General features: G+C 60.4%; 22 protein-coding genes and 1 pseudogene. 8 read left to right on the forward strand and 15 right to left on the reverse strand.

What is annotated here, in order from left to right; all coding sequences use genetic code 11:
- Window positions 1-30: 30 nt before the first annotated feature.
- The 6 genes and pseudogenes from PGR6_RS29010 to PGR6_RS01205 all read right to left on the reverse strand — a co-directional run bounded on the left by PGR6_RS29010 (window position 31) and on the right by PGR6_RS01205 (window position 2432).
- Window positions 31-518 (reverse strand): annotated as a pseudogene (locus PGR6_RS29010) (helix-turn-helix domain-containing protein).
- A gap of 82 nt (window positions 519-600) precedes the next feature.
- Window positions 601-954 carry a DUF1493 family protein gene (locus tag PGR6_RS01190; RefSeq protein ID WP_064615832.1) on the reverse strand — a complete coding sequence of 118 codons (354 nt, stop codon included), beginning with the start codon at window positions 952-954 and terminating at the stop codon, window positions 601-603.
- The gene (locus PGR6_RS01195) at window positions 951-1184 is read right to left on the reverse strand and encodes a hypothetical protein (protein WP_064615834.1); all 234 of its coding nucleotides are present in this window, start codon (window positions 1182-1184) and stop codon (window positions 951-953) included. Before PGR6_RS01195 ends, PGR6_RS01190 begins: the two co-directional genes overlap by 4 nt.
- A 114-nt stretch (window positions 1185-1298) precedes the next feature.
- Window positions 1299-1592 (reverse strand): hypothetical protein, encoded by a 294-nt coding sequence (locus PGR6_RS01200; RefSeq protein WP_064615837.1) that lies wholly within the window; start codon window positions 1590-1592, stop codon window positions 1299-1301.
- A gap of 336 nt (window positions 1593-1928) precedes the next feature.
- The gene (locus tag PGR6_RS30090; protein WP_018929311.1) at window positions 1929-2105 is read right to left on the reverse strand and encodes an antitoxin PaaA2 family protein; all 177 of its coding nucleotides are present in this window, start codon (window positions 2103-2105) and stop codon (window positions 1929-1931) included.
- 33 nt (window positions 2106-2138) lie between these two features.
- Entirely contained in the window at window positions 2139-2432 is a 294-nt protein-coding gene (locus PGR6_RS01205; RefSeq protein WP_018929310.1) for a hypothetical protein, read from the reverse strand.
- A gap of 310 nt (window positions 2433-2742) precedes the next feature.
- On the opposite strand from PGR6_RS01205, the gene PGR6_RS01210 reads away from it, so the two are divergent.
- The 4 genes from PGR6_RS01210 to PGR6_RS01225 all read left to right on the forward strand — a co-directional run bounded on the left by PGR6_RS01210 (window position 2743) and on the right by PGR6_RS01225 (window position 7451).
- Entirely contained in the window at window positions 2743-3246 is a 504-nt protein-coding gene (locus PGR6_RS01210) for a hypothetical protein (protein WP_064615839.1), read from the forward strand.
- A 420-nt stretch (window positions 3247-3666) separates the two neighbouring features.
- On the forward strand, window positions 3667-5595 hold the full coding sequence (locus tag PGR6_RS01215) for a RecQ family ATP-dependent DNA helicase (protein ID WP_064615841.1): 1929 nt from the start codon (window positions 3667-3669) through the stop codon (window positions 5593-5595).
- 123 nt (window positions 5596-5718) lie between these two features.
- Window positions 5719-6945: a 3-hydroxyacyl-CoA dehydrogenase gene (locus PGR6_RS01220; RefSeq protein WP_064615843.1), complete on the forward strand. Its 1227-nt coding sequence runs from the start codon at window positions 5719-5721 to the stop codon at window positions 6943-6945.
- A gap of 74 nt (window positions 6946-7019) precedes the next feature.
- The gene (locus PGR6_RS01225) at window positions 7020-7451 is read left to right on the forward strand and encodes an acyl-CoA thioesterase (RefSeq protein WP_064615845.1); all 432 of its coding nucleotides are present in this window, start codon (window positions 7020-7022) and stop codon (window positions 7449-7451) included.
- Between the two features lie 68 nt (window positions 7452-7519).
- On the opposite strand, the gene PGR6_RS01230 is transcribed toward PGR6_RS01225, so the two are convergent.
- The 4 genes from PGR6_RS01230 to PGR6_RS01245 all read right to left on the reverse strand — a co-directional run bounded on the left by PGR6_RS01230 (window position 7520) and on the right by PGR6_RS01245 (window position 12430).
- A complete protein-coding gene (locus PGR6_RS01230; RefSeq protein WP_018929304.1) occupies window positions 7520-8014 on the reverse strand; it encodes a glycine zipper domain-containing protein in 495 nt (164 codons plus the stop codon).
- A gap of 249 nt (window positions 8015-8263) precedes the next feature.
- Window positions 8264-10612, reverse strand: coding sequence for an FdhF/YdeP family oxidoreductase (locus tag PGR6_RS01235; RefSeq protein ID WP_064615847.1), 2349 nt, complete (start codon window positions 10610-10612; stop codon window positions 8264-8266).
- Window positions 10609-11448 carry a formate dehydrogenase accessory sulfurtransferase FdhD gene (gene fdhD / locus PGR6_RS01240; RefSeq protein ID WP_064615849.1) on the reverse strand — a complete coding sequence of 280 codons (840 nt, stop codon included), beginning with the start codon at window positions 11446-11448 and terminating at the stop codon, window positions 10609-10611. Before fdhD ends, PGR6_RS01235 begins: the two co-directional genes overlap by 4 nt.
- A gap of 94 nt (window positions 11449-11542) precedes the next feature.
- On the reverse strand, window positions 11543-12430 hold the full coding sequence (locus tag PGR6_RS01245) for a LysR family transcriptional regulator (protein WP_064615851.1): 888 nt from the start codon (window positions 12428-12430) through the stop codon (window positions 11543-11545).
- A gap of 137 nt (window positions 12431-12567) precedes the next feature.
- Between PGR6_RS01245 and lysM the strand changes: the two genes are divergently transcribed.
- Window positions 12568-13008, forward strand: a complete 441-nt coding sequence (gene lysM / locus PGR6_RS01250) for a peptidoglycan-binding protein LysM (RefSeq protein WP_064615853.1) — start codon at window positions 12568-12570, stop codon at window positions 13006-13008.
- Between the two features lie 167 nt (window positions 13009-13175).
- On the opposite strand, the gene yrfG is transcribed toward lysM, so the two are convergent.
- Complete coding sequence (yrfG, locus tag PGR6_RS01255) at window positions 13176-13838, reverse strand: GMP/IMP nucleotidase (RefSeq protein ID WP_064615855.1); 663 nt, start codon at window positions 13836-13838, stop codon at window positions 13176-13178.
- Between the two features lie 90 nt (window positions 13839-13928).
- Between yrfG and nudE the strand changes: the two genes are divergently transcribed.
- Both nudE and cysQ read left to right on the forward strand, forming a co-directional pair.
- Window positions 13929-14495, forward strand: a complete 567-nt coding sequence (gene nudE, locus PGR6_RS01260) for an ADP compounds hydrolase NudE (RefSeq protein WP_018929298.1) — start codon at window positions 13929-13931, stop codon at window positions 14493-14495.
- Complete coding sequence (gene cysQ, locus PGR6_RS01265) at window positions 14492-15325, forward strand: 3'(2'),5'-bisphosphate nucleotidase CysQ (RefSeq protein ID WP_064615857.1); 834 nt, start codon at window positions 14492-14494, stop codon at window positions 15323-15325. The genes nudE and cysQ overlap by 4 nt, the downstream gene beginning before the upstream one ends.
- Window positions 15326-15434: 109 nt before the next feature.
- Here cysQ and PGR6_RS01270 read toward each other — a convergent pair whose 3' ends face one another.
- The 4 genes from PGR6_RS01270 to rfbC all read right to left on the reverse strand — a co-directional run bounded on the left by PGR6_RS01270 (window position 15435) and on the right by rfbC (window position 19838).
- Window positions 15435-15890: a thioesterase domain-containing protein gene (locus tag PGR6_RS01270; protein ID WP_064615859.1), complete on the reverse strand. Its 456-nt coding sequence runs from the start codon at window positions 15888-15890 to the stop codon at window positions 15435-15437.
- 40 nt (window positions 15891-15930) lie between these two features.
- Window positions 15931-17325, reverse strand: a complete 1395-nt coding sequence (locus PGR6_RS01275) for a sigma-54-dependent transcriptional regulator (RefSeq protein WP_064615860.1) — start codon at window positions 17323-17325, stop codon at window positions 15931-15933.
- Window positions 17322-19130 (reverse strand): sensor histidine kinase, encoded by a 1809-nt coding sequence (locus PGR6_RS01280; protein ID WP_018929294.1) that lies wholly within the window; start codon window positions 19128-19130, stop codon window positions 17322-17324. The genes PGR6_RS01275 and PGR6_RS01280 overlap by 4 nt, the downstream gene beginning before the upstream one ends.
- A 162-nt stretch (window positions 19131-19292) precedes the next feature.
- Window positions 19293-19838, reverse strand: coding sequence for a dTDP-4-dehydrorhamnose 3,5-epimerase (gene rfbC, locus PGR6_RS01285; protein ID WP_064615862.1), 546 nt, complete (start codon window positions 19836-19838; stop codon window positions 19293-19295).
- A 180-nt stretch (window positions 19839-20018) separates the two neighbouring features.
- On the opposite strand from rfbC, the gene PGR6_RS01290 reads away from it, so the two are divergent.
- Window positions 20019-22931 (forward strand): aminotransferase, encoded by a 2913-nt coding sequence (locus PGR6_RS01290; protein ID WP_064615864.1) that lies wholly within the window; start codon window positions 20019-20021, stop codon window positions 22929-22931.
- Window positions 22932-22942 lie beyond the last annotated feature (11 nt).

Genomic DNA, 22942 nt, shown 5'->3' on the forward strand with positions numbered 1-22942 from the left:
CTATGCAAACGAAACGACCCGCCTCATTCGCTATTTGTTGAGCTCGGGTTTTCTTTTCCTGACCACCAACGCGGACAACGAATGGGTATTGATGGGGACGGTATGAATTGCGCTTAAGCAGGGATTTGGCTGACCAGTGCCGGGTGCTGGTTGCGAGTCATTTGGATTGTTTGGATTTGTGGAAATCACGCTATATCCATGCCTGGTTTTTTTGGCCCTTGGGGGCGTGACGCGGGTCAATTGTGCATCCTGCAGATGACGTCCCATATCATCGGTAGCACCAACCTTATTCAGGTCTTGCTCCAGACCTAATACATGCATCACTGAAAGATAAGCGTCCATCGTCACCCCCGCACCGCCAGACTCCAGAGAGCGCAGTGTCATGACTGACATACCGGCTCGCTCAGCCACTTGTTTAGCCGTCAACCTTCGACGCAACGAGCCAGTTTTAGGCGTTCGCCGAGGTCGGTAAGCAGTCGGGCGATACGCGGGAGAAGTGCCGCTGTTTTTCTAGCCATACAGCTAATATTCCTTCACTTCTGAGGCGATAACGCCAGAGTAATTGCAGTTATACGGACCGTTTCCGCCACGGGACCTGCTCTATTGGCTCTCCAATTCCTGCGTATCCCACCGTTGCGCCTTGATCGCTCCGTAGAGCATGCCAATGGTCAGCGGCACTTTATCGCCACGACCCTTCGCCCTGCGCTTGAGAAACACATCAAATCCTTCCGGTTGAAAATACCGATACGCGTCATAGTCGACGAAATCGATGGCGAACTGTTCCTCCAGCGCTTCCATCAGCTGCCGCGCATCGGCGCCATCGCAACCCAGGTCGAAGTTGATCGAGGTGTTGAGGCTGATGGCTTTGCGTTCGGGCAGGCCGAGTTCTTCGTGCAGCAACTGCATGAGCAGGTGCATGGCGTGGTCGTCGGGGAAGTTGGGGGCGAGGTTCATGGTGCGTCTTCCGTTGGGTGAATATCGATGAGGCTGATTAAGCCTGACTTTGCGGCGAGCCGGTCGTCAATAAACGCTGCGAACTTGGCCTGAGTCAGATCGGTAGCAAAACGAATTTCTTGGACTTGCAACGCATCAACATGAAGTTCGCGGGAAGACTCACGCCCACCGCGGATGATTTCGTTCATCTGTTGCACGCTTTCCATCAGCTCATCAAAAAACATGCTCATGGTTATCTCCATGTGTTCGATGGCGGCTTTCGACGCTCTGTGTCCCAAGGGCCGAACGCGGAGCGTCCGTAGAGGCATTCCCACGCGGAGCGTGGGAACGATCTTCACTCGGCGTCAGGCAGGTGCTTTCCAACCCATCATGCGTTGCTGGGCGACTTTCAGCAGGTCGCAGCCGTCTTGGGTCAGCAAGAAGAGCGCGTGGGTGATGTGGGGGATGTCTTCGACGTCGCCTTGCTTGAAGCAATGGCAGTGCAGGGTTTTGAGTAGGTCGCTGGAGGCTCGGATGCGCTGGAGGGCGGCTTCGAGGATGTCTTGGGGGTTGGCCTCTGTGTCGATGATCAGGGGCGGGGTGTTGGTGAGGTTGGATTGGAGTGGGCGGTAGCGATCGGGTGTGAACGGATTATTCATAATGTGTAATCTCGAATGCATCAGAAAGAACCGCTGCCATCGTGACCAAGCGATGGGAGGCGGACTGTATTCGGGTTGGTCAACCGGTGAGATCACACGCTTACCCGGCACGCCCGAAGACGTCCCAAACACAGCCGCCATAAAGCGTGCTGACACAAAGCGCCAGCAGCATACAACGGGTGCGTACGTAGATCTAATCCGGGTGACCAAGCCCGAGCCGCTGATTTGGCAGCGACAGTCACGACTATAGGTTTGAGCCACCGGGCAGCGATAGGCGACAAGGTGTCTTCGGTTGTAGGACCGGGACGAAGCGTTGATAGGGCGTTGCCTACGGACTTATCTCTTTTGCAGTTTGTCTCGTTTGATTGCCATCAGGCGTTTGGCTTCTCCATCTGGAATGCTGGGGCGAGGGTCGTTGAGGCTGGCTTGTACTTGTGCTCTGAACCATGCGTCGCAGGCCGCTTTGTCTGTGTTTTTCATCAGACACACCGCGTTATCGTTCTTCGCGGGCAAGCCTCGCTCCTACAGGGGATCGTGGTCAGGGTCTCAAACCGCTGTGGTTTTCGGCAGGCGTTGCCGGGCGATTTCGAGTAGTTCGTTGCCATCCTGGGTCAGCAGGTACAACGCGTTGACGATATTGGGTATGTCTTTCGCGTCGGCCTGTTTGAAGCACAGGCAATAGAGTGTTTCGAGCAGGTCGCCAGCGGCGCGGATGCGTTGTCGGGCGGCATCGAGGATTTCGTGGGGATCGGCCTCGGTGTCGATGACCAACACGGGGGTATTGCTGTAGCTGGTTTTGAGCGGGCGATAGCGGTCTGTTAACGAGTGGCGCGTGTTCATCGAAGTCAGTCCTGTGGGAAGTCGGGCAGTCTCGCCGGCGGGCCGACACAGTGTTTTCAGCCGCGTCGAAAACTATAGAGGGCCACAGCGAGGCGTCGCAAGGTGGTGCAAGTGGACAGGTTTTGTAGGGGATTTACCGGTGTTATCGCCTTTTGCCTACGCATCCCTCGACTATTTTTTAAGCTTTTCCCTTGGTGGTCGATATTCCTACGGGATTGTCAGGCTTAACGCATCCAGCCTCTGGAGGGTGCGCGCCAGAATGTGTAGGACGTTTCGAAGCGTCTGAGTCGACTCTTAAAGGGAATTAGGTATGCAATGGCTGCGTATGGCCTCGATTTTGTTGTTATGGGCCGGTGTTTGTCGGATAGCGGGTGCTGCTGACGTCGGTCATTCGCTCGTGCTCGCCAACATGGAGCGAACCGGTTGGCCGGATGCGCTGACCACCCAAGCGGACATCGATACCGCATCTCGCGCCGAGGTGTTAATGGTGGGCAAGGCATTGCTGGCCAGCGAAGCGCTGGATGAGCAGGGGCTGAAACAGCGACTGGGCGTGCGGGCTGTGAAGCTCAAGTCGGTCAGGCAAGTGCGTGACGGGTTGTGGGATCGGTTGCTGATAACCTATCGCAGTGCCAGTCAGAACTGCGAGGACCAACTCTTCTGTCCTCGTGTGCGCAGGGTCGCCGATTTGCGTCAGCTGGCGGCGGCGTTTACGGGGGAAATAAGCCCGGCTTATGCGACGTGGGCGAGCAAGAGCCGGGTATTTCATGAACAGGCGCTGGATGAGCAGTTGCGGGTGGCGGTATTGGTGCCGTAGCTACCCGAGGTCAGTCGATCGACGACTAAGTCTGTGAGGCACTGTCCAGCGTTGTGGGCGCAGCGTAGAGGGGGTCGTCAGGGAGCTTCATGCACCCGTTCAGCAGCAGGGATGCAAAGAAAAGGGCGACTGGAAAAAACAGAGTGTCAGGCATGATTGTTCCTTTGTGAGGATCCGCGTGCAGGCGTCCTGCCTTGATGAAAACTTCGCGGATAATGGTTTTTCTCGGGGCGCACCTTACCGGCTGACAGGGGGCTGATGTCAGGGGGCAAAGTGCCTCGTTTGTTTCAATCTGTGGCGAAGGAATCGATGGGTTGACGCTGTATCATCCCGTATCGTTTTTGCCCCCGACCTTTTCTCGACTCGCGGCGTTCGCCGGCTAGGCTTTGGGCTTCGCAGCGGTCAACGGAGTGACAGCTTATGCACAACACCCTGGAACAGGTTTTCGGTTATCCACAGTTTCGGCCCGGCCAGGAGGCAGCGGTCAGCGCGGTACTGGCCGGACGTTCGGCGGCGGCGATTTTCCCTACCGGCTCGGGCAAATCCCTGTGCTATCAGTTACCGGCCATCCTGCTGCCGCACCTGACGCTGGTGGTCTCGCCTCTGCTGGCGTTGATGCAGGATCAGTTGGCGTTCTTGCAGCGCCACGGCATTGCGGCAGGCAGTATCGATTCGGCCCAGAGTCGCGATGACGCCAGCGATGTGATGGCCCGGGCAAAGTCCGGCGAATTGAAGATTCTGATGATTTCCGTGGAGCGCCTGAAGAACGAGCGTTTCCGCCATTTTCTGCAGCAGGTGCCGATCTCGCTGTTGGTGGTGGACGAGGCCCACTGCATCTCCGAGTGGGGTCACAACTTCCGCCCCGACTACCTCAAGCTGCCGGACTATCAGCGCCAGTTCAACATCCCTCAGGCGCTGCTGCTGACGGCCACCGCGACACCCAAGGTGATCGCCGACATGGAGGCCCGGTTCGCCATTGCGCCTGAGGATGTGGTGACCACCGGTTTCTACCGGCCCAACCTCAATCTATTGGTGGAACCGGTGCGTGGCCAGGACAAGCGCCGCCGCCTGGTCGAGTGGATGAGCCAGCGTCCCGGCCAGCCCAGCATTGTCTACGTCACTCTGCAGAAGACCGCTGAGCACATCGCCGAACACCTGGGGCGCAACGGTATACAGGCAGAGGCCTATCACGCCGGTTTACCCCACGAGCAACGGGAAGCGATTCAGCGCCGGTTCATGGGTGGGCAGTCCAATTGCATCGTCGCCACCATTGCCTTCGGCATGGGCATCGACAAAAGCGATATCCGCAACGTGGTGCATTTCGACCTGCCCAAATCCATCGAAAACTACAGCCAGGAAATCGGCCGCGCCGGGCGTGACGGGCAGCCGTCCGATTGCCTGGTGCTGGCCAACCGCGACAGCCTCAATGTGCTGGAGAATTTCGTCTACGGCGACACACCGGAGCGGGACGGCATTCGTTGTGTGCTCGACGAGTTGCAAGCCGCAGCGCCCGAGGGGCAGTGGGAGTTTCTGCTGGGGCCTTTGGCCGATCAGAGCAACATCCGCCAGTTGCCGCTCAAGACCTTGCTGGTACAGCTGGAGTTGCGTGGGCTGATCGCTCCACGCTATGCCTATTACGCCGAATACCGCTTCAAGTATTTGCAGGAGCCGGAAGCGTTGCTGGCCCGTTTCGAGGGTGAGCGCAGGGACTTCGTCTCGGCGATCATCCAGACTTCCAGTCGCGCACGGACCTGGGCCACGGTGAATTTCGACGCACTGTATCAGCAGCATTCCGCCGAGCGCAGTCGAGTGGTCAAGGCACTTGATTACTTCCAGGAAAAGGGCTGGGTGGAGCTTGAAAGCAAGCAGATGACGGAGGTCTATAGCCTGCTGCAAGCCGACTTCGATTCCCAGGCCTTGAGCGCCGAATTGCACACCTACTTCACCCAGCACGAACGCACCGAGATTTCGCGGATTCACGCCATGCTGGATCTGTTCGCCGCCGACCACTGCCTGGGCTATCGCCTGGCCGAGTACTTCGGCGACGAAAACGCGCCACAGCGATGCGGGCATTGTTCGGTGTGTCACGGCCACGTAGCGCGGCTACCTGAACCACCGGAATTGCCGGCGCTTGTGGATAAAAATTTCGAGGCGCTGTGCGGTGATTTTATCCACAGGCACCAGCAGCACACGGGGAGTGCTCCATCGGCGGAGCGCGTGACGCGGTTTTTGTGCGGGATCAGCGTGCCGTTGTTTACCAAGCTCAAGGCGCGGTCGATTCCTGGGTTTGCGGTGCTGGAAGATTATCCGTATGCCGAGGTCCGGACGTGGGCTGAGGCGAACCTCTAACCCGCGGGATCGGGACGCATCCATCCGCTGAATGTCGCCCATCACAGGAATAAACTTCAAAAACACGCATCGGCTGACTATGGTGAGGACTGTCTTTGGATCGCCAATAAGAGAACAACAACCATGAGCCAGACATCGTTTGATATTCAGCGCGCCGCCGTGATTGGCGCGGGCACCATGGGCCGTGGCATCGTCATGTGTCTGGCCAATGCGGGGGTGCCGGTGCAGTGGGTCGATAACAATCCGCAGATGCTTGAGCAGGCGCTGACCAGCGTGGCTGACACTTACGCCCACAACGTGCGTCAGGGGCGGATCAATCAGACCGAGGCGGATGCGCGCATTGCACGGGTAACGGCGGCTGCCGATTACGCGGCGATCCGCGATGTTGATCTGGTGATCGAAGCGGTCTACGAAAACCTCGAGCTGAAGCAGAAAATCTTCCGCGAACTCGACGGCCTGCTCAAACCTGAAGCGATTCTGGCCAGCAATACCTCGGCGCTGGATATCGACGCCATCGCCGCCGCCACTCGCCGCCCGCAGCAGGTCCTGGGCCTGCACTTCTTCAGCCCGGCGCACATCATGAAATTGCTGGAGATCGTACGCGGCGCCCAGACCGCTCCGGCGGTGCTTGATGCAGCCCTGGCACTGGGCCAGCGCATGGGCAAGGTCAGCGTGGTCTCGGGCAACTGTCACGGTTTCATCGGCAACCGCATGCTGCATCCGTACGTGCTCGAAGCGCGCAAGATGTTGCTGGAGGGGGCGTTGCCTTATCAGGTGGATGCGGCGCTGCAAGGTTTTGGTTTCGCCATGGGGCCGTTCCGCATGTATGACGTGGTCGGCATTGACCTGGAGTGGCGCGCGCGGGAGCTGGCTGGCAAGGGCCAGGATGCGCCGGAGGTTCAGGTGGACAATCGTTTGTGCGAGCTCGGGCGTTTCGGTCAGAAGAGCGGCGACGGGTATTACCATTACGAACCGGGCAGTCGTCAGGCTGAGCACGATGTGGAAGTCGATGCGCTGGTGCTGGAAATCAGCGAAGGGTTGGGGTTCCAGCGGCGTGAGATAGGGCCAGAGGAGATTCTTGAGCGCAGCTTGCTGGCACTGGTCAATGAAGGGGCGAAGATCCTTCAGGAAGGCATTGCGGCGTCGGCGCACGACATCGATCTGGTGTACCTCAACGGTTATGGTTTCCCGGCGGACAAGGGCGGGCCGATGGCCTGGGCGGATCAGCAAGGGCTGGACGATATTCATCTGCGGTTGTTGCAGCTTGAGACCAAACAGGGGGATCACTGGGCCCCGGCACGGTTGATTGGGGAGTTGGCGGCGCAGGGCAGAGGGTTTACCGACATGTGATTTAGGTAGTGCCTGTGACAGCGCCTTCGCAGTTTCACCTTAAACTGGCCATCCAACTCCAGGAACCGACGCTGATGTCCACCCCGATGCCCCATCGCACCGACTACCCCCATTTCCAGCCCATCACCACCCGCTGGCATGACAATGACGCCTACGGTCATGTCAATAACGTCACCTACTACAGTTTTTTCGATACGGCGGTGAACACCTACCTGATCGAAGTCGGCGGCCTGGATATCCATGACGGTGAGGTGGTGGGTTTTGTGGTGAGTTCGGCCTGCGATTACTTCGCGTCTATCGCCTTCCCGGATCGGATCGAGATTGGCCTGCGGGTCGGCAAGTTGGGCAGCAGTTCGGTGCAGTACGAGCTGGCGGTGTTCAAGGCTGGAGAAGATGAGGCCTGCGCGGCAGGGCGCTTCGTGCATGTATTCGTCGATCGGCTGTCGAATCAGCCGGTGGCGATTCCTGCCGGGTTGCGCGGGGCGTTGGAGCGACTGGCGATCTGAGGGCAAAAAAAATCGCAGCCCGAGGGCTGCGATTTTTGGATCTAACGGTCGACGAGGCGATTCAAGCCTCAGTCGTCATCGTGATAGCGATGGTGATGCTTGCGATGCCCGTACGCATGGCCGCGACCCGGGTGACCACGGTAGTAGCGACGATCATCATCGTCATAACCACGACGATAGGAACGACGATCATCGTCGTCATTGCTGCTGTTGCCCATATGGTTACCCAGCGCGCCACCGAGGCCGCCGCCTGCTGCGGAGCCGATCAGGCTACCGGTGGTGCCGCCCATGCTGCGGCCGACCACGTTACCGCCAGCTGCGCCCAACGCACCGCCAATGGCGGCTTCGCCACGGCTGCGTCTGTCTGCGCCAACTGCGCTACCACCCGCGCCGCCCAGGGCCGCGCCAATGGTTGAACCTGTACTGCCGCCTAGTGATTGACCGACGACCGAGCCAAGAACCCCGCCCAATGCGCCGCCCACACCTGCTTCGGTGGTGCCGCCAGCAGACGCGAAGCCACTGACCAGGCCAAGGGACAACAAGAGAATCGAGGAGAACTTCATAGAGGAACCTCAAGGGGATGACGGCGCGATCCTGAGGCTGTGTCATGGTTGTGACAATAGAAATCCGACGAATAACACGACTTGAGCACATTTCTATAAGTTGCTGTTTTTTGGGCGGAACTTAAGTGTTTTTCGCCGGTCTTTAGCTACTTCTCAAAGGCCGTTTTCATAGGAAAACGGCCTTTTTTGTGGGCGATTGGAAAGTACGGATCGGAAGAGTTTGTTGAGTGGGCTACCGCCATCGCTGCGTCAAGCTGACTTGGCCATGATCAACCCGGTTTCACTCGCCGCTTCCAGCCGGATCGCCACAAACTTCGACGTCGGCGTATGGCTGCCATCCCCGGTGCTTTCCAACGGCACCAGCGGGTTCACTTCCGGATAGTATGCAGCCGCTTGCCCGGCAGGAATATCAAACGCCAGCAGGGTAAAACCCTTGACCCGCCGCTCACGGCCATCATCCCAGATCGATACGATGTCAGCCTTTTGCCCCGGTTTGAAGCCCAGGCGAATGAGGTCGGCTTCATTGACGAACAACACATCCCGCTGACCTTTCACCCCGCGATAACGATCATCAAGACCATAAATGGTGGTGTTGTACTGATCGTGGGAGCGCATCGACTGCATGATCAGGTCCGGCAGTACGCCGGTGGCGCGGGTGCGTTCGTGCACCAGGTGTTTGGGCAGGATGTTCGGACGGAAATTGGCCCGACCTGATGGGGTATTCCAGCGACGTGCGCCGGCACTGCTGCCCAGGTAGAAACCGCCGGGGTTCTGGACTTTCTCGTTGAAGTCCCGAAAGCCCGGGATGGTGTCGGCGATCAGGTCGCGGATGCGGCTGTAATCAGCCACCAGCCAGTTCCAGTCCACCGGTTTGCTGCCCAGGGTCGCGGCGGCGATACCAGCGATGATTGCAGGCTCCGAGCGCATCAGGTTCGACAACGGTTGCAACTGACCGTTGGAGGCGTGGACCATGCTGAAGGAGTCTTCCACGGTCACCGCTTGGGCGCCTTCGGTCTGGATATCGATATCGGTGCGGCCCAGGCACGGCAGGATCAGCGCGTCTTTACCGTGGATCAAATGGCTGCGGTTGAGCTTGGTGCTGATCTGCACGGTCAGGTCGCAGTTGCTCAGGGCCTGGAAGGTCCGTGGGCTGTCCGGGGTGGCTTGGGCGAAGTTGCCGCCCAGGCCGATGAAAACTTTCGAACGGCCTTCGGCCATGGCGTGAATCGCCTCGACCACGTTGTGGCCGTTTTCGCGCGGGACCTTGAACTGGAAGCGCCGCTCCAGAGAGTCGAGGAGCGCCGCCGGCGGACGTTCGTTGATGCCCATTGTCCGGTCGCCCTGCACGTTACTGTGGCCGCGCACCGGGCACAGACCGGCCCCCGGCCGGCCGATGTTGCCGCGCAGCAGCATCAGGTTGGCGATTTCCTGGATGGTCGCCACCGAATGGCGATGCTGGGTGATGCCCATCGCCCAGCACATGATCACGTTCTTGCCTTTGGCGTACATGCGCGCCGCTTGCTCGATTTCCACCAGGGGCAGGCCGGATTGCTCGACGATCTGCTCCCACGGGGTGTCGTCGACGATGCCGAGGTATTCCAGAACATTGACGCTGTGTTCATTGAGGAAGTCGTGGTCGAACACCGCAGGCTCACCCGCCTTCTGCGCATCGCGCTCCCATTGCAGCAGGAACTTGGCCATGCCGCGCATGATCGCCATGTCGCCGCCCAATGCCGGACGGAAGTACGCGGTGTTGGTCGGTTTGTCGCCGTTGGTGAGCATTTCGATCGGGTGTTGCGGGTGCTGGAAGCGTTCCAGGCCGCGCTCTTTCAGCGGGTTGATGCACACCACCTGCGCACCGCGTTTCACCGCTTCGCGCAGTGGCTCGAGCATCCGCGGGTGGTTGGTGCCAGGGTTCTGGCCCCAGACGAAAATCGCATCGGCGTGTTCGAAGTCGTCGAAGGTCACCGTGCCTTTGCCGACGCCAACGCTCTGCGCCAATGCCACACCGCTGGCTTCGTGGCACATGTTCGAGCAGTCGGGGAAATTGTTGGTGCCATAGGCGCGCACGAACAATTGATAGAGGAACGCCGCTTCGTTGCTGGCACGGCCCGAGGTGTAGAACTCGGCCTGATTCGGGCTCGACAGCCCTTGCAGGTGTTTGCCGATCAGGGCGAATGCGGCTTCCCAGCTGATCGGTTTGTAACGATCGGTTTCGGCGTCGTAGCTCAGCGGCTCGGTCAGACGGCCCTGGTACTCGAGCCAATAATCACTTTGTTCCAGCAACGAGCTAACGCTGTGCTTGGCGAAAAACGCGCCATCGACACGCCGTTTGGTCGCTTCCCAGTTCACTGCTTTGGCGCCGTTCTCGCAGAACATCACCATGCCGCCTTCCTGGGAATCGCCCCAGGCGCAACCGGGGCAATCGAACCCGCCGTTCTTGTTGGTCTTGAGCATCATGCGCAGATTTTTCAACGCGTTGTCGCTGGTCAGCCAGGCCCGGGCGACGCTGGCCAGCGCGCCCCAGCCACCGGCCGCACCCTTATAGGGCTTGTAACGTGGAACAGGTTTCTGGTCGGCTTGTTGGTGTTGACTCACGCTTGATTCTCCAACGCAGGGCTGTAGACCCTTGGTGCACTTTTCTGAGGTAGGTGGATGAGATTGAGGTTGTGTCGACGGGCCCATTGCACGGCCAGGCCCGTGGGCGATGACAGGCTGACCAGGGTCTGGATGCCGGCGCGTAAAACTTTCTGGATCAATTCGAGGCTGCAACGGCTGGTGACAATCGCCAGACCATCGGTGGTCGGGATTTTCTGGCGGATCAACCCGCCAATCAGCTTGTCGAGAGCGTTGTGTCGGCCGATGTCTTCACGGCCCAGCAGCAATTCGCCTTTGCCATTCATGAACACCGCCGCATGCACCGCGCCGCAATGCTGGCCCAAAGGCTGGAATTCGCCGATGCGATGGCGCAGGCCGTCCAGCCATTCGGCCGGGGGCAGCGGGGCGCCGGGCAGCACCTTGAGATCGGGCAGCGCTTGCTCCACCGCTTCCACGCCACAGAGCCCGCAACCGCTGGTGCCGGCCAGTTGCCGGCGCTGCTGCTTGAGGTTCCAGAAGGCGCGGTTGGCGATGGTCACTTGCGCGTATTGCGCCGAACCCGAGCCGCTGAGTTGCAGGTCATAGATGTCTGAAGCGTCTTCGATGATGCCGCTGCCGAGGCTGAAGCCGACGATGAAGTCTTCAAGGTCCGTCGGCGTCACCAACATGACGGCCTGGCTGATGCCGTTGTAGGCGATCGCCAACGCGACTTCCTCAGCCAGCGCGGTGCTGGATGATTCGGAGTATTCGAGGTTGCAGTAACTGTATGTCTGGCTTGCGGCGGGCGCGGGCGTTTCGAGAGCGGGCGCCGCGCAGCCGGGGCGCTTGGCGTTCATTAGGCATCACCGACGGTTTGGTCAACTTTAAGCCTAGGCGCGTCAACATGTCGCGTCTAATCGCTATTACTGATCTACCGATAGATGGCGTCGATCAAGAGTCTGTCAGTGATTTCTGATAGATCGCAAAACAGGCTTCTGCCAAGGCCGAACGCGGAGCGCTGCGACGCATGATCAGCCCCAGCCGGGCGAGGGTCTGGGCGCTTTCGATGGGTTGCAGGCGCAAGTGATCGGTGAGGTTTTCGAGGCCGCTGTTCAGCGGCATCACCGCGCAGCACAGGCCACCGTGTACCGCTTGTAACAATTGGTGGACTGCATCGGTTTGCAGCAACGGTTGTGGGGTCAGGCCACGGCTGTGGAAGTTATGGTCGATGGACTGGCGAAAGTGCATGCCGCTGGTGAGCATGCCCATGGGCAGTTCGATCAGCGACTCCCAGCTCAGCGGCACCTCGCCGAAACTGAAGAAGCGTTGATCGTAGAGCAGGCCCATGCGGGTTTCGCTGAACGCCAGGGAGTCGAAGCGCTCGCCGTCCAGATGCTCCAGGTACGATACGCCGAGGTCGAGACGGTTATTCGCCAGTTGTTCAAGGATCTGTTCGGAACTCAGGGCCGAGAGTTCGAACCGCAGGTTCGGGTGTGCGGCGTGCAGGCGTTGCATCAGCGGCACCGGGTCGAAACTCGACAGCGGCACCACCCCCAGACGCAACGTACCCACGAGGTTGCCGCGACAGGCCGCCGCTTCGGCCTGCAAACCGTCGTAGGCCGCCAGCACCGTACGCGCCCATGCCAGCACGCGCTCACCCGGCGCCGTGAAACCTTCGAAGCGTTGGCCGCGATTGACCAGCGGCAGCTCGAGTTCTTCCTCAAGGCTGCGCAGGCGCATGGACAAGGTCGGCTGAGTGATGTGACAGCGCGCGGCGGCCTGGCCGAAGTGTCGGGTTTCGTCGAGAGCGATGAGGAATTTCAGCTGCTTGATGTCCATCTTCGCTCCAGGGCGCCGGCAAGGTTTGCGATTCTACCGCCTGCGGGGGGTTGGGTCATTGGTCGGCTGGGAGTCGGTCTTCAAACGACTGGTCTAGTCTTGGGCGTCTGGAACCCAAATCCCAAGGAGAGTGCACCATGAGTATTTTTAGCTTTGTGAAAGAAGCAGGTGAAAAACTTATCGATCTGCTGACCCCCGGCAATGCCAACGCCAGCGAGCAGTTGAAGGAACACATCAGCAAGGTCGGCCTGGGTAATCCAAATGTTCAGGCGACCATCGAGGGCGACAAAGTCATCGTCACCGGTGACGTGGCGAGCCAGGAAGAGAAGGAAAAGATTCTGCTGGCCGTGGGCAATATTGCCGGTGTCGGTAGTGTCGATGACCAGATCACCGTAACGGGGCCGGTTGCCAAGGCAGCGCAGTTCGTCACCGTTAAAAAGGGCGACACCCTCAGCGCGATTTCCAAGGCGGCATACGGCGACGCGAACAAGTACAACAAAATCTTTGAAGCCAACAAACCAATGCTTTCGCACCCGGACAAGATCTATCCGGGGCAGGTGTTGCGGATTCCTGAATAACACAGAACCTGTGGCGAGGGAGCTTGTCGGATCGCCGCACCGTCCCGCTCGGCTGCGCAGCAGTCGCAATCTGGCCAATGCACCTTTCTGAAGGAGCTCAGCCAGATTGGGAGCGCTTCGCACTCCAGCGGGAGCAAGCTCCCTCGCCACAACGACCGCGTCAGACTCTAAAGCCCTGCGATGAGCTCCCGATAATCCCCCACCGCCGCAAACTCTGCCGTGTCCTTCGGCCCTTTGCGGCTGTCCGGCTCGCTCACGGCCAGCAGGTGCGCCACCCCGAAATTGCGTGCGCTGCGCAGGATCGGCAGGGTGTCGTCGATGAACAGACAGCGTGCCGGGTCGAAGCCGATATCGGCCTGCAAGGCATCCCAGAACTGCGGGTCTTCTTTGGCGAAACCGTAATCGTGAGAGCTGATCAAGCGCTCGAAGTACGGCGCCAGTTCAATTCTTTCCAGTTTCAATGACAACGAGTCGCGGTGGGCGTTGGTGATCAGTACCACGCGCTTGCCGGCCTGTTTGATCGCGGCCAGAAAAGTGTCCGCATCCGGACGCAAGGCGATCAGGTGCGCGGTTTCCAGTTTCAGTTCGCGCACCGACAACTTCAGTTCGGCGCTCCAGAAGTCCAGGCAATACCACTGCAACTGACCGGCATGGCGCTCGAACAGTGGCTGCAATTCCAGCTCCGCCATGGCCAGGCTCACCCCGTGCAACTCGGCATAACGCTTTGGCAGGTGTTCCAGCCAGAAATGGTTGTCGTAGTGCAGGTCCAGCAGCGTGCCGTCCATATCCAGCAGAACGGTATCGATGTCGCGCCAGGGCAGCAGGGGCATAAAAAACTTCTCCAGCGGTAAAAAAGATATCCGAGGTAAACAATCAGGGTAGGCCGGGTATAGTAACGCGTTCACGCCAAGGAGCTTCTCATGCGCCAGAAACCCACCATACTCGCCCGCGAGATCGTCGCCACCAGCCGATTATTCTGTGTCGAAGAGCTGAAACTGCGCTTTTCCAATGGCGTGGAACGCACTTACGAGCGATTGGTCGGTAAAGGCGCTGGTTATGGTGCGGTGATGATCGTGGCGATGCTCGACGCGGACCACGCCGTGTTGGTGGAGGAATACTGCGGTGGCACCGATGCCTACGAATTGTCCCTGCCCAAAGGCTTGATCGAGCCGGGCGAAGACGTGCTGGCGGCGGCCGAGCGGGAGCTCAAGGAAGAGGCCGGGTATGGCGCGCGGCAACTGGAGCATCTGACCGAGTTGTCGTTGTCACCTGGCTACATGAGCCAGAAAATCCAGGTGGTGCTGGCCACCGATTTGTACGAAGAACGCCTGGAGGGTGACGAGCCCGAGCCGATGGGGATGGACAAGATCAACCTGCGGGAATTGTCGGCGTTGGCGCAGAACCCGCGATTCACCGAGGGCCGTGCCTTGGCGGCGCTGTATCTGGCCCGTGATCTGTTGACTCAGCGTGGGGTGTTCCTGCCATGAAGTTGAATTTTCCCCATCCGTTGATGGCACCGGTGGTAGAACTGGCATTGAAGGCTGGCGAGGCGATCCTGCCGTTCTGGCGCGTCAACGTTGCCGTGACGGCAAAGTCCGATGATTCCCCGGTCACAGCTGCCGACATGGCCGCTCACCATGTGATTCTGGCCGGGTTGACGGCGCTGGACCCGACTATTCCGGTGCTGTCCGAAGAGGATGCCAACATCCCCCAGAGCGTGCGTGCCGGCTGGCAGCGTTGGTGGTTGGTCGACCCTCTGGACGGCACTAAGGAGTTCATCTCCGGCAGCGAAGAGTTCACCGTGAACATTGCGCTGATCGAGCAGGGGCGTGTGGTGTTTGGCGTGGTGTCGATGCCGACCAGCGGGCGTTTTTATGTTGGCGGTGACAGGTTGGGAGCCTGGCGTGGCGATAAAGGCGCCGAGCCAATGCCGATCCAGGTTCGCGAGGTGCCGGCGGCGGGTGAAGCCTTCACGGTGGTCGCCAGTCGTCGGCATTCAAGCCCTGAGCAGGAGCGCTTACTGGCGGGGTTGAGTGACAGTCTGGGCGAGCTGCAACTGGCGAATATCGGCAGCTCACTGAAGTTTTGCCTACTGGCGGAAGGGGCGGCGGATTGTTATCCGCGATTGGCGCCGACTTCGCAGTGGGACACGGCCGCGGCTCAAGGTGTGCTGGAAGGCGCCGGCGGTGAGGTGCTGGATTTGAGCGGCGCGCCGTTCTGTTATCCGGCGCGGGAATCGTTGCTGAATGAGTTCTTCCTGGCGCTGCCGGCTAAAGCGGCTTGGCGGGAGAAACTATTGGCGCTCGCTCGGGCGTAAAGATCAAGAGATCGCAGCCTCGTTTCACTCGACAGCTCCTACAGGGGGCGCGCTTCTCTGTAGGAGCTGTCGAGTGCAACGAGGCTGCGATCTTTTAAGATCGTTTGCTTTACCGGTGAAGGACGTATTGCCCGGTAAACCTCACCGCATCCTCTTCACTCCCGGCATTCACGATCCGCGAATGCAGCGTCAACCGCGCCCGCCCATAGCGTCGATACATCGCCAGGAACTTCCTCCACACTGCCGGGTTCGGTGCCTGACAGATCGCCGTCGCGTCCATGGTGACCGGCAGCGGGTAGTTGATCTGCCCTTCCTGAATCACGATGTGCCCGTCTTCGATACCTTCTTCACGTAAACGCAAATGCAGCCAGCCCCAGCCGGCCAGCACCGCGCCGCAATACAGGCTGCCACCGAACATGGTGCTCTTGTGATTGACGTTGGGCTCCAGCGGCAGATGCAGGCGCAGTTGTTGGTCATGCCAGTCGAGCACTTTGAGGCCCATGTCCCGCGTGAGGGGGATGTCGCGATAGAGGATCGATTCCAGGTGACGACTGTCGCGGTTCATTCGCGGGCCTTTTGTTTGATAGGGATGATTTTACGGTAGCTCAATCGAGGTCGTCGGTATGGCTGCTGGTGCCGCCATCGGCGAAGTTCAGGCCATGCTTGCGCAGCTTGTCGTGCAGGGTTTTGCGCGGAATGCCGAGCGCTTCGGCGAGGCTGCGCACGGAGCTGTGCGAGCGCGCCAGTTCGGCGGCAATCAGGCTCTTCTCGAAGTTCTCGACTTGCTCGCTCAAGCCGCCGCTGACCACTTCAACCGTGGTGCCGACACCACCATCCGGTGCGCTGCTGTCCAGTGCCAGCTCCAGGCCCAGGGCAAAGCGCTCGGCGGCGTTCTGCAGTTCCCGCACGTTACCTGGCCAGCTGTGACGCAGCAGCAGCGCCCGTTGCCCCGGTTGCAGTTCGTGGGGCGGCAAGCCGTGGCGGGCGCTGGCTTCGTCAGCGAAATGCTGGAACAGCACCAGCGCATCTTCGCCCCGTTCGCGCAGCGGCGGAATGCGCAACGGCGCAACGTTCAGGCGGTAATACAGGTCGGCACGGAAGCGCCCCTGATCGGCGGATTGCCGCAGGTCTTCCTTGGTCGCGGCGATGATGCGGATGTCCAGCGGGATCAACTGATTGCCGCCCAGGCGTTCGACGACCCGCTCTTGCAGCAAGCGCAGCAATTTCACCTGCACGTCCAGGCTCATGCTTTCGATTTCATCGAGGAACAACGTGCCGCCGTTGGCGAATTCGAACTTGCCGATGCGGCGCTTTTGCGCGCCGGTAAACGCGCCGGGTTCGTGACCGAACAGCTCGCTTTCCACCACCGACTCGGCCAGGGCCCCGGCGTTGATTGCCACGAACGGGCCGTTACGCCGACTCGACAAGTCGTGCAGCGCGCGGGCCACCACTTCTTTGCCTGCACCGGTTTCACCGAGAATCAGCACGTCAGCCTTGGTCGCCGCCAGTGCCCCGATCTGCTCGCGCAGGCGCAGCATCGGCGCCGATTGCCCGACCAGTCGGGCGCTCAGTTCGTTGCGATCGCTCAGGGCCAGCCGCAGGCTGCGGTTGTCCAGTACCAGACGGCGCAGGGCCAGGGCGCGACGTACGCTGTCGAGCAGGGCGTCACTGGCGAAAGGTTTTTCCAGAAAGTCATAAGCCCCGGCGCGCATGGCCTGCACCGCCAGGGGGACATCGCCGTGGCCGGTGATCAGCAGCACGGGCAGCTCCGGATCCTGGGCGTGGAGTTCGGTCAGCAGTTCGAGGCCGTCCATGCCCGGCATGCGGATGTCACTGACCACAACGCCTGGCCAGTCGCGTTCCAGTTGCCCGGCCAGGCCCTTGGCTTCAGCAAGCGGCAGGATCTTCAGGCCGGCCAGGTCCAGGGTCTGGCTCAGGGCCTGACGCAGGTGGGGATCGTCGTCGATCAACACGACCTGGATGCGGTTGTCGATGGTCATGCACTTCGGTCCTCGGACGGTTGCAGGCTCACACCCGGCGCGCCTGCGCGCAGCTTCAGGGTAATCAGGGCGCCGCCTTCCTTATGGTTGGAGAACGACAGTTCACCACCGAAGGCGCGCATCAGGGTGTCGCAGATCGCCAGCCCCAGCCCAAGTCCCTGAGTGCGGGTCTTGGTGGTGTAGAAGGGCTCGCCGGCACGACCCAGCGCTTCCAGGCAGAACCCGGGGCCGTTATCGCGAATGTACAGAGTGACGCCGTCGGCGGTGGATTGGGCACTCAACCAGAGTTTACGCGGCGGGCCTTTTTCCGTCAGGGCATCGAGCGCATTGGCCAGCAGATTGCCGAGTACCTGGCGCAGACGGGTTTCTCCAGCCTCGACCCACAGGGTGGCGGCCGGCAGGTCGCGGATCAGCTCGACTTCCATGCTGCGCCGACGCTTGGCCAGTAACGCCAGTGCGTCGTCCAGCGCCGGTTGCAGGGCCACGCTTTCCGGGGCATGGCGATCACGTCGGGCGAAGGCGCGCAGGTGGGCGATGATCGACGCCATGCGCCCGGTCAGTTCGCTGATCAGCTTGAGGTTGCCGCGAGCATCCTCGGTGCGCTGATGATCGAGCAGCACTTCGGCGTTTTCCGCGTAGCTGCGGATGGCCGCAAGCGGTTGGTTGAGTTCATGGCTGATACTCGCCGACATTGTTCCCAGCGCCGAGAGCTTGCCGGCCTGTACCAGATCATCCTGAGCGCGTACCAGTTCTTGCTGGGCGTGTTCGCGCTCCAGCACTTCCTGTTTCAGTCGACGGTTGAGGCCCTCAAGGTCGCTGGTCCGTTCGGCGACCCGGCCTTCGAGTTCCTGGCGGGTCTTGGCTTCGAAGGCGATCCGCTCCAGGTAATGGCGTCGGCGTTGCATCATCAGGCCAAGCAGCAGCATCAATACCAGCAGCGTTGCGCCGCCGATGGCCACAACTGTGCGCACGGGGCGGTCGATCAGGGTGCGTGGAGCAAGGATACTGACACTCCAGCCGGTTTCTTCGATCTGCCGGGTTTGGGTCAGCCAGGCATTGGGGTCGAGACTCAACGGCTTTGGATCGCGGGTCGGATAGGGTTGAATCGCGGCGACGGCCTTGTTCTCCTCATCACTCAATGGACGGGTCGAGCGGAAACGCCATTCTGGCCGCGATGTGAGGATGACCACACCGTTGTGGTCGGTGACCAGCAGTTGTTCCGGGGTTTTGCCCCAGAGGCTTTCGGTGTGATCGAGGTCAACCTTGACCACCAACACGCCGATGATTTTTTCACGATCGTGTACCGCCGCGGCGAAGAAGTAACCGCGCTTGGCCGAGGTGGTGCCCAGGCCAAAGAAGCGCCCCAGGCGCCCGGCCATGGCTTCACTGAAATATGGACGGAAAGAGAAATTGCGGCCGACGAAGCTGTCGTGTTTGTCCCAGTTGGAGGCCGCCAGTGTCTTGCCGGTGGTGTCCATCAGGTACATGACTTCGGCGCCGGTCTGGGCACTGATGTGTTTCAACAGACGATTGGCATTGCCTTGAATCACGCCCTCGTCGGGGGCGCCCAACGTCGCACGCAGGGCGGGCAGGTCGCCGAGAATCTGCGGCAGCACTTCATAGCGGTGCAGGGTACCCAACAGGTTGGCGACGTAGAGGTCGAGGGTCTGACGGTTCTGCCCGGCCAGCTCGCTGCGGTAATAACGCTCGGCCAGATGCTCCAGCGGCCACAGCAAGGGTGCCAGGCACAACGCAAGCAGTGCCAGGCTGCGCCAGCGGGGTCTGCGGGGGAGGGTCGGTGTCATGAGCATCAAGCGCCTGTGGGGACAGACGCATTATGCCTAGGGTCTGTTGACGTTTGGTAGCAACGCGGTTCGCTACCAAACCTCAACAGACCCTAGGCTTGCGGGCGCAGTCTGCGCACCCTGGATCAAGTGCATGCTGGCGCTGAAAATTCAGACGGCAATTCAGGAGAAGACTTCAGCGTCCTTGAAGAACGCGGCGGCCTGATCCTTGGCGGACAGCTGCGGTGCCTCGTCCAGCTGCCAGTCGATGCCCAAGTCCGGGTCGTCCCAGCGAATGCTGCGTTCAGCCGACGGGGTGTAGTAGTCGGTGGTTTTGTAGAGGAATTCAGCGAAATCGCTCAGCACCACGAAACCATGGGCAAAACCTTCTGGTACCCAGAGCTGGCGATGGTTGTCGGCGGACAGGCGCACCGCGACCCATTTGCCGAAATGCGGCGAGCTGCGGCGAATGTCCACGGCCACGTCCAGCACTTCACCGGCGGTGACGCGGACCAGTTTGCCCTGAGTGTTTTCCAGCTGGTAGTGCAAGCCGCGCAGTACGCCTTTTTGCGAGCGGGAATGGTTGTCCTGCACGAATCGGGTGTTCAGGCCGGTTGCTTCTTCGAAAGCCTTGGCGTTGAAGCTTTCATAGAAGAAGCCGCGCTCATCACCAAATACCTTGGGCTCGATGATCAGAACACCTGGCAGGTCGGTGGTGACTACATTCATGGTGTTTCTCCAGCAATAGGCGTTGATGGGCGACATTCTTACGCAAAGTGCCGGCAGGCGCGAGTGGGACGGTGAAGAGAGTTGCTCACGCATTGATTCGGGCCAATCAGGGAAGGGGGGTTGCGTATCGCACCCGGCAGTGGCGATATAAGCGCCTAATAAAATTTCAGGGGTCGTTGTATGCCGCTCGCCACGTTGATTCACCGCGCCAGTCTGCCCAGCCCGCAAGTGTCCGCGGCGCAAGCGCTTGAGTTGCTGGAAGAACATTACGGGCTGAGCGGACGGTTGCAGGCTCTTGGAAGCCAGCAGGATCTCAACTACCGCGTCGACAGCGAGCAGGGGCGTTTCGTCCTGAAAATCTGCCGTGGTGATTATTCGGTGCTGGAGCTGCAAGCCCAGCACGCAGGGCTCAAGCGCTTGGTCGAACATCCCGGCGTGAAGGTGCCGCGAGTGATCCCGGCCAAAAATGGTAAAGACCTGCTCTCCCTGGAGGTCGGCGGACAAGCGGTGCATGTACGTCTGCTCGATTACATCGACGGCCAGTCCCTGACGCACCTCGACCATCTGAGCCAGGCCGTGGTCGCCGGTTTCGGTCGGCTCTGCGGCGAGATGGACCTGGCGCTGGCCGGCTTCGACCATCCTGGCCTTGAGCGCACCCTTCAATGGGACGCCCGCCACGCCAACGCGTTGATCGCGCATTTGCTGCCGGTGATCAAGGATGATCAGCAACGCAAGCTGATTGCTGAAGCGGCCGAGCAGGCCGAGCGCCATTTGCAGCCCTTGGTGGATAAGCTGCCGGTGCAGGCGATTCACATGGACATCACCGACGACAACGTGGTCTGGCAGCGAGATGCGCAGCGCCAATGGCAGTTGCAGGGTGTCATCGATTTCGGCGACCTGGTCCGAACCTGGCGGATCACCGATCTGTCGGTGACCTGTGCCGCGCTGCTGCACCATGCCGATGGCGATCCGTTCTACATCTTGCCGGCGGTTCGGGCCTATCACGCGATCAATCCGCTGCTACATGAAGAACTGCTGGCGCTCTGGCCGCTGATCGTTGCGCGTTCGGCGGTGTTGGTGCTGAGTGGCGAACAGCAGGTCACCATTGATCCGGGCAATGAGTACAGTCGCGACAACCTGACCCATGAGTGGGAAATTTTCCGCGTGGCCACATCGGTGCCGCTGGCGTTGATGGAGGCGGCGATTCTTGCTGCGGTTGGTCAAGGCCTGCCGAGCATCGGCAGCGAAAGCTTTGCGCCCTTGTTGCCGAGTCTGGTGGGGCGTGAGTTTGCGTTGATCGATCTGGGCGTGCTCAGCCCGCATTTCGAAGCGGGTAACTGGGAGCAAGAGGGGATCGACCAGCGTCTGTTGACCGAAGCTGCTGCGGCTCATGGTCTGGCGGCCAGTCGTTATGGGCAATATCGTCTGTCTCGCACCCAACCGGACAGCGCCACTGAACCGGCCACTTGCCCTCTGCATGTCGAGTTGCGAGTGCCTCATGGCACGGCGGTCGAATCGCCGTTTGCCGGAACGGTTCACCAGCCGGCAGTGGGTGTGCTGCAACTGGATGGTCCACAACTGAGTTTACGGCTGTGGGGTGTGACACCGTCGTTGCACGCGGGCGCAGCATTGGTCAAAGGCCAGGTGCTGGGCTCTGTCAGTGGAGCGTTGATCGTACAGTTGTGCCGCAGTGCTCAGCTCGACGCACCGTTGTTTTGCACACCTTCGCGCGCTGCCGCCTGGCAGTTGTTGTGCCCCTCGCCGGCCGCGTTGCTGGGTCTGGCCTGCGATGCCGAAGAAGAACTCGACCCGCAAACCTTGCTGGCCCGCCGCGACGCCAGTTTTGCCCGATCCCAGAAGCATTATTACGTCGACCCGCCGCGCATCGAGCGTGGCTGGCGCAATCATTTGATCGACATGCAGGGCCGCTCCTACCTCGACATGCTCAACAATGTCGCGGTATTGGGTCATGGTCATCCGCGCATGGCCGCCGTCGCCGGCCGTCAATGGTCGTTGCTCAATACCAACTCGCGTTTTCACTACGCAGCGATTGCCGAGTTTTCCGAGCGCTTGTTGAAGTTGGCACCGGACAACATGGACCGGGTATTCCTGGTCAACAGCGGCACCGAGGCCAATGACCTGGCGATTCGCCTGGCCTGGGCCTACAGCGGCGGCCGCGACATGCTCAGTGTGCTGGAGGCGTATCACGGCTGGTCGGTGGCGGCGGATGCGGTCTCGACCTCGATTGCCGACAACCCCAAGGCCTTGAGCAGCCGTCCTGATTGGGTGCACCCGGTGACCGCGCCGAACACCTATCGCGGCGAATTCCGTGGCCCGGACAGCGCGCCGGACTATGTGCGCAGCGTCGAACACAACCTGGCGAAAATCGCCGGACAGAAACGCCAACTCGCCGGTTTCATCTGCGAGCCGGTGTACGGCAATGCCGGGGGCATCTCGCTACCGCCGGGCTATTTGAAGCAGGTCTATGCGCTGGTCCGTGCTCAGGGTGGGGTGTGCATCGCCGATGAGGTGCAGGTCGGTTACGGCCGCATGGGTAAATTTTTCTGGGGTTTCGAAGAGCAGGGCGTGGTGCCCGACATCATCACCATGGCCAAAGGCATGGGTAACGGCCAGCCGTTGGGTGCCGTCATTACCCGTCGGGAGATTGCCGAAGCGCTGGAGGCCGAGGGTTATTTCTTCTCGTCCGCTGGCGGCAGCCCGGTCAGTTGCCGGATCGGCATGGCGGTGCTGGATGTGATGGAAGAAGAAAAACTCTGGGAAAACGCCCAGGTCGTGGGCGGGTACTTCAAGGAACGTCTTGAAGCCCTGATCGACCGGCATCCGTTGGTGGGAGCGGTGCATGGTTCCGGCTTCTATCTGGGCGTGGAGTTGGTCCGCAATCGCGAAACCCTTGAACCGGCGACCGAAGAAACCACGGCGTTGTGCGATCGCCTTCGTGAGTTGGGGATTTTCATGCAGCCGACGGGTGATTACCTGAACATCCTCAAGATCAAACCGCCGATGGTCACGTCGCGGCAGAGTGTGGACTTCTTTGTGGGCATGCTGTCGAAGGTGCTGGGCGAAGGTTTGTAGGCAGCTCGCAG

The sequence above is a fragment of the Pseudomonas sp. GR 6-02 genome (assembly GCF_001655615.1).
Lineage (GTDB): Bacteria > Pseudomonadota > Gammaproteobacteria > Pseudomonadales > Pseudomonadaceae > Aquipseudomonas.

What these genes read in the sequence shown, in the direction of transcription:
- PGR6_RS01230 (WP_018929304.1), bottom strand. Translation starts at nt 8,014, where the DNA reads ATGAAGTTCTCCTCGATTCTCTTGTTGTCCCTTGGCCTGGTCAGTGGC.
- PGR6_RS01280 (WP_018929294.1), bottom strand. Translation starts at nt 19,130, where the DNA reads ATGACACCGACCCTCCCCCGCAGACCCCGCTGGCGCAGCCTGGCACTG.
- PGR6_RS01220 (WP_064615843.1), top strand. Translation starts at nt 5,719, where the DNA reads ATGAGCCAGACATCGTTTGATATTCAGCGCGCCGCCGTGATTGGCGCG.
- PGR6_RS01210 (WP_064615839.1), top strand. Translation starts at nt 2,743, where the DNA reads ATGCAATGGCTGCGTATGGCCTCGATTTTGTTGTTATGGGCCGGTGTT.
- PGR6_RS01195 (WP_064615834.1), bottom strand. Translation starts at nt 1,184, where the DNA reads ATGAGCATGTTTTTTGATGAGCTGATGGAAAGCGTGCAACAGATGAAC.
- yrfG (WP_064615855.1), bottom strand. Translation starts at nt 13,838, where the DNA reads ATGCCCCTGCTGCCCTGGCGCGACATCGATACCGTTCTGCTGGATATG.
- PGR6_RS01215 (WP_064615841.1), top strand. Translation starts at nt 3,667, where the DNA reads ATGCACAACACCCTGGAACAGGTTTTCGGTTATCCACAGTTTCGGCCC.
- fdhD (WP_064615849.1), bottom strand. Translation starts at nt 11,448, where the DNA reads ATGAACGCCAAGCGCCCCGGCTGCGCGGCGCCCGCTCTCGAAACGCCC.
- rfbC (WP_064615862.1), bottom strand. Translation starts at nt 19,838, where the DNA reads ATGAATGTAGTCACCACCGACCTGCCAGGTGTTCTGATCATCGAGCCC.
- cysQ (WP_064615857.1), top strand. Translation starts at nt 14,492, where the DNA reads ATGAAGTTGAATTTTCCCCATCCGTTGATGGCACCGGTGGTAGAACTG.
- PGR6_RS01205 (WP_018929310.1), bottom strand. Translation starts at nt 2,432, where the DNA reads ATGAACACGCGCCACTCGTTAACAGACCGCTATCGCCCGCTCAAAACC.
- PGR6_RS01270 (WP_064615859.1), bottom strand. Translation starts at nt 15,890, where the DNA reads ATGAACCGCGACAGTCGTCACCTGGAATCGATCCTCTATCGCGACATC.
- lysM (WP_064615853.1), top strand. Translation starts at nt 12,568, where the DNA reads ATGAGTATTTTTAGCTTTGTGAAAGAAGCAGGTGAAAAACTTATCGAT.
- PGR6_RS01190 (WP_064615832.1), bottom strand. Translation starts at nt 954, where the DNA reads ATGAACCTCGCCCCCAACTTCCCCGACGACCACGCCATGCACCTGCTC.
- PGR6_RS01245 (WP_064615851.1), bottom strand. Translation starts at nt 12,430, where the DNA reads ATGGACATCAAGCAGCTGAAATTCCTCATCGCTCTCGACGAAACCCGA.
- nudE (WP_018929298.1), top strand. Translation starts at nt 13,929, where the DNA reads ATGCGCCAGAAACCCACCATACTCGCCCGCGAGATCGTCGCCACCAGC.
- PGR6_RS01290 (WP_064615864.1), top strand. Translation starts at nt 20,019, where the DNA reads ATGCCGCTCGCCACGTTGATTCACCGCGCCAGTCTGCCCAGCCCGCAA.
- PGR6_RS01275 (WP_064615860.1), bottom strand. Translation starts at nt 17,325, where the DNA reads ATGACCATCGACAACCGCATCCAGGTCGTGTTGATCGACGACGATCCC.
- PGR6_RS01200 (WP_064615837.1), bottom strand. Translation starts at nt 1,592, where the DNA reads ATGAATAATCCGTTCACACCCGATCGCTACCGCCCACTCCAATCCAAC.
- PGR6_RS01225 (WP_064615845.1), top strand. Translation starts at nt 7,020, where the DNA reads ATGTCCACCCCGATGCCCCATCGCACCGACTACCCCCATTTCCAGCCC.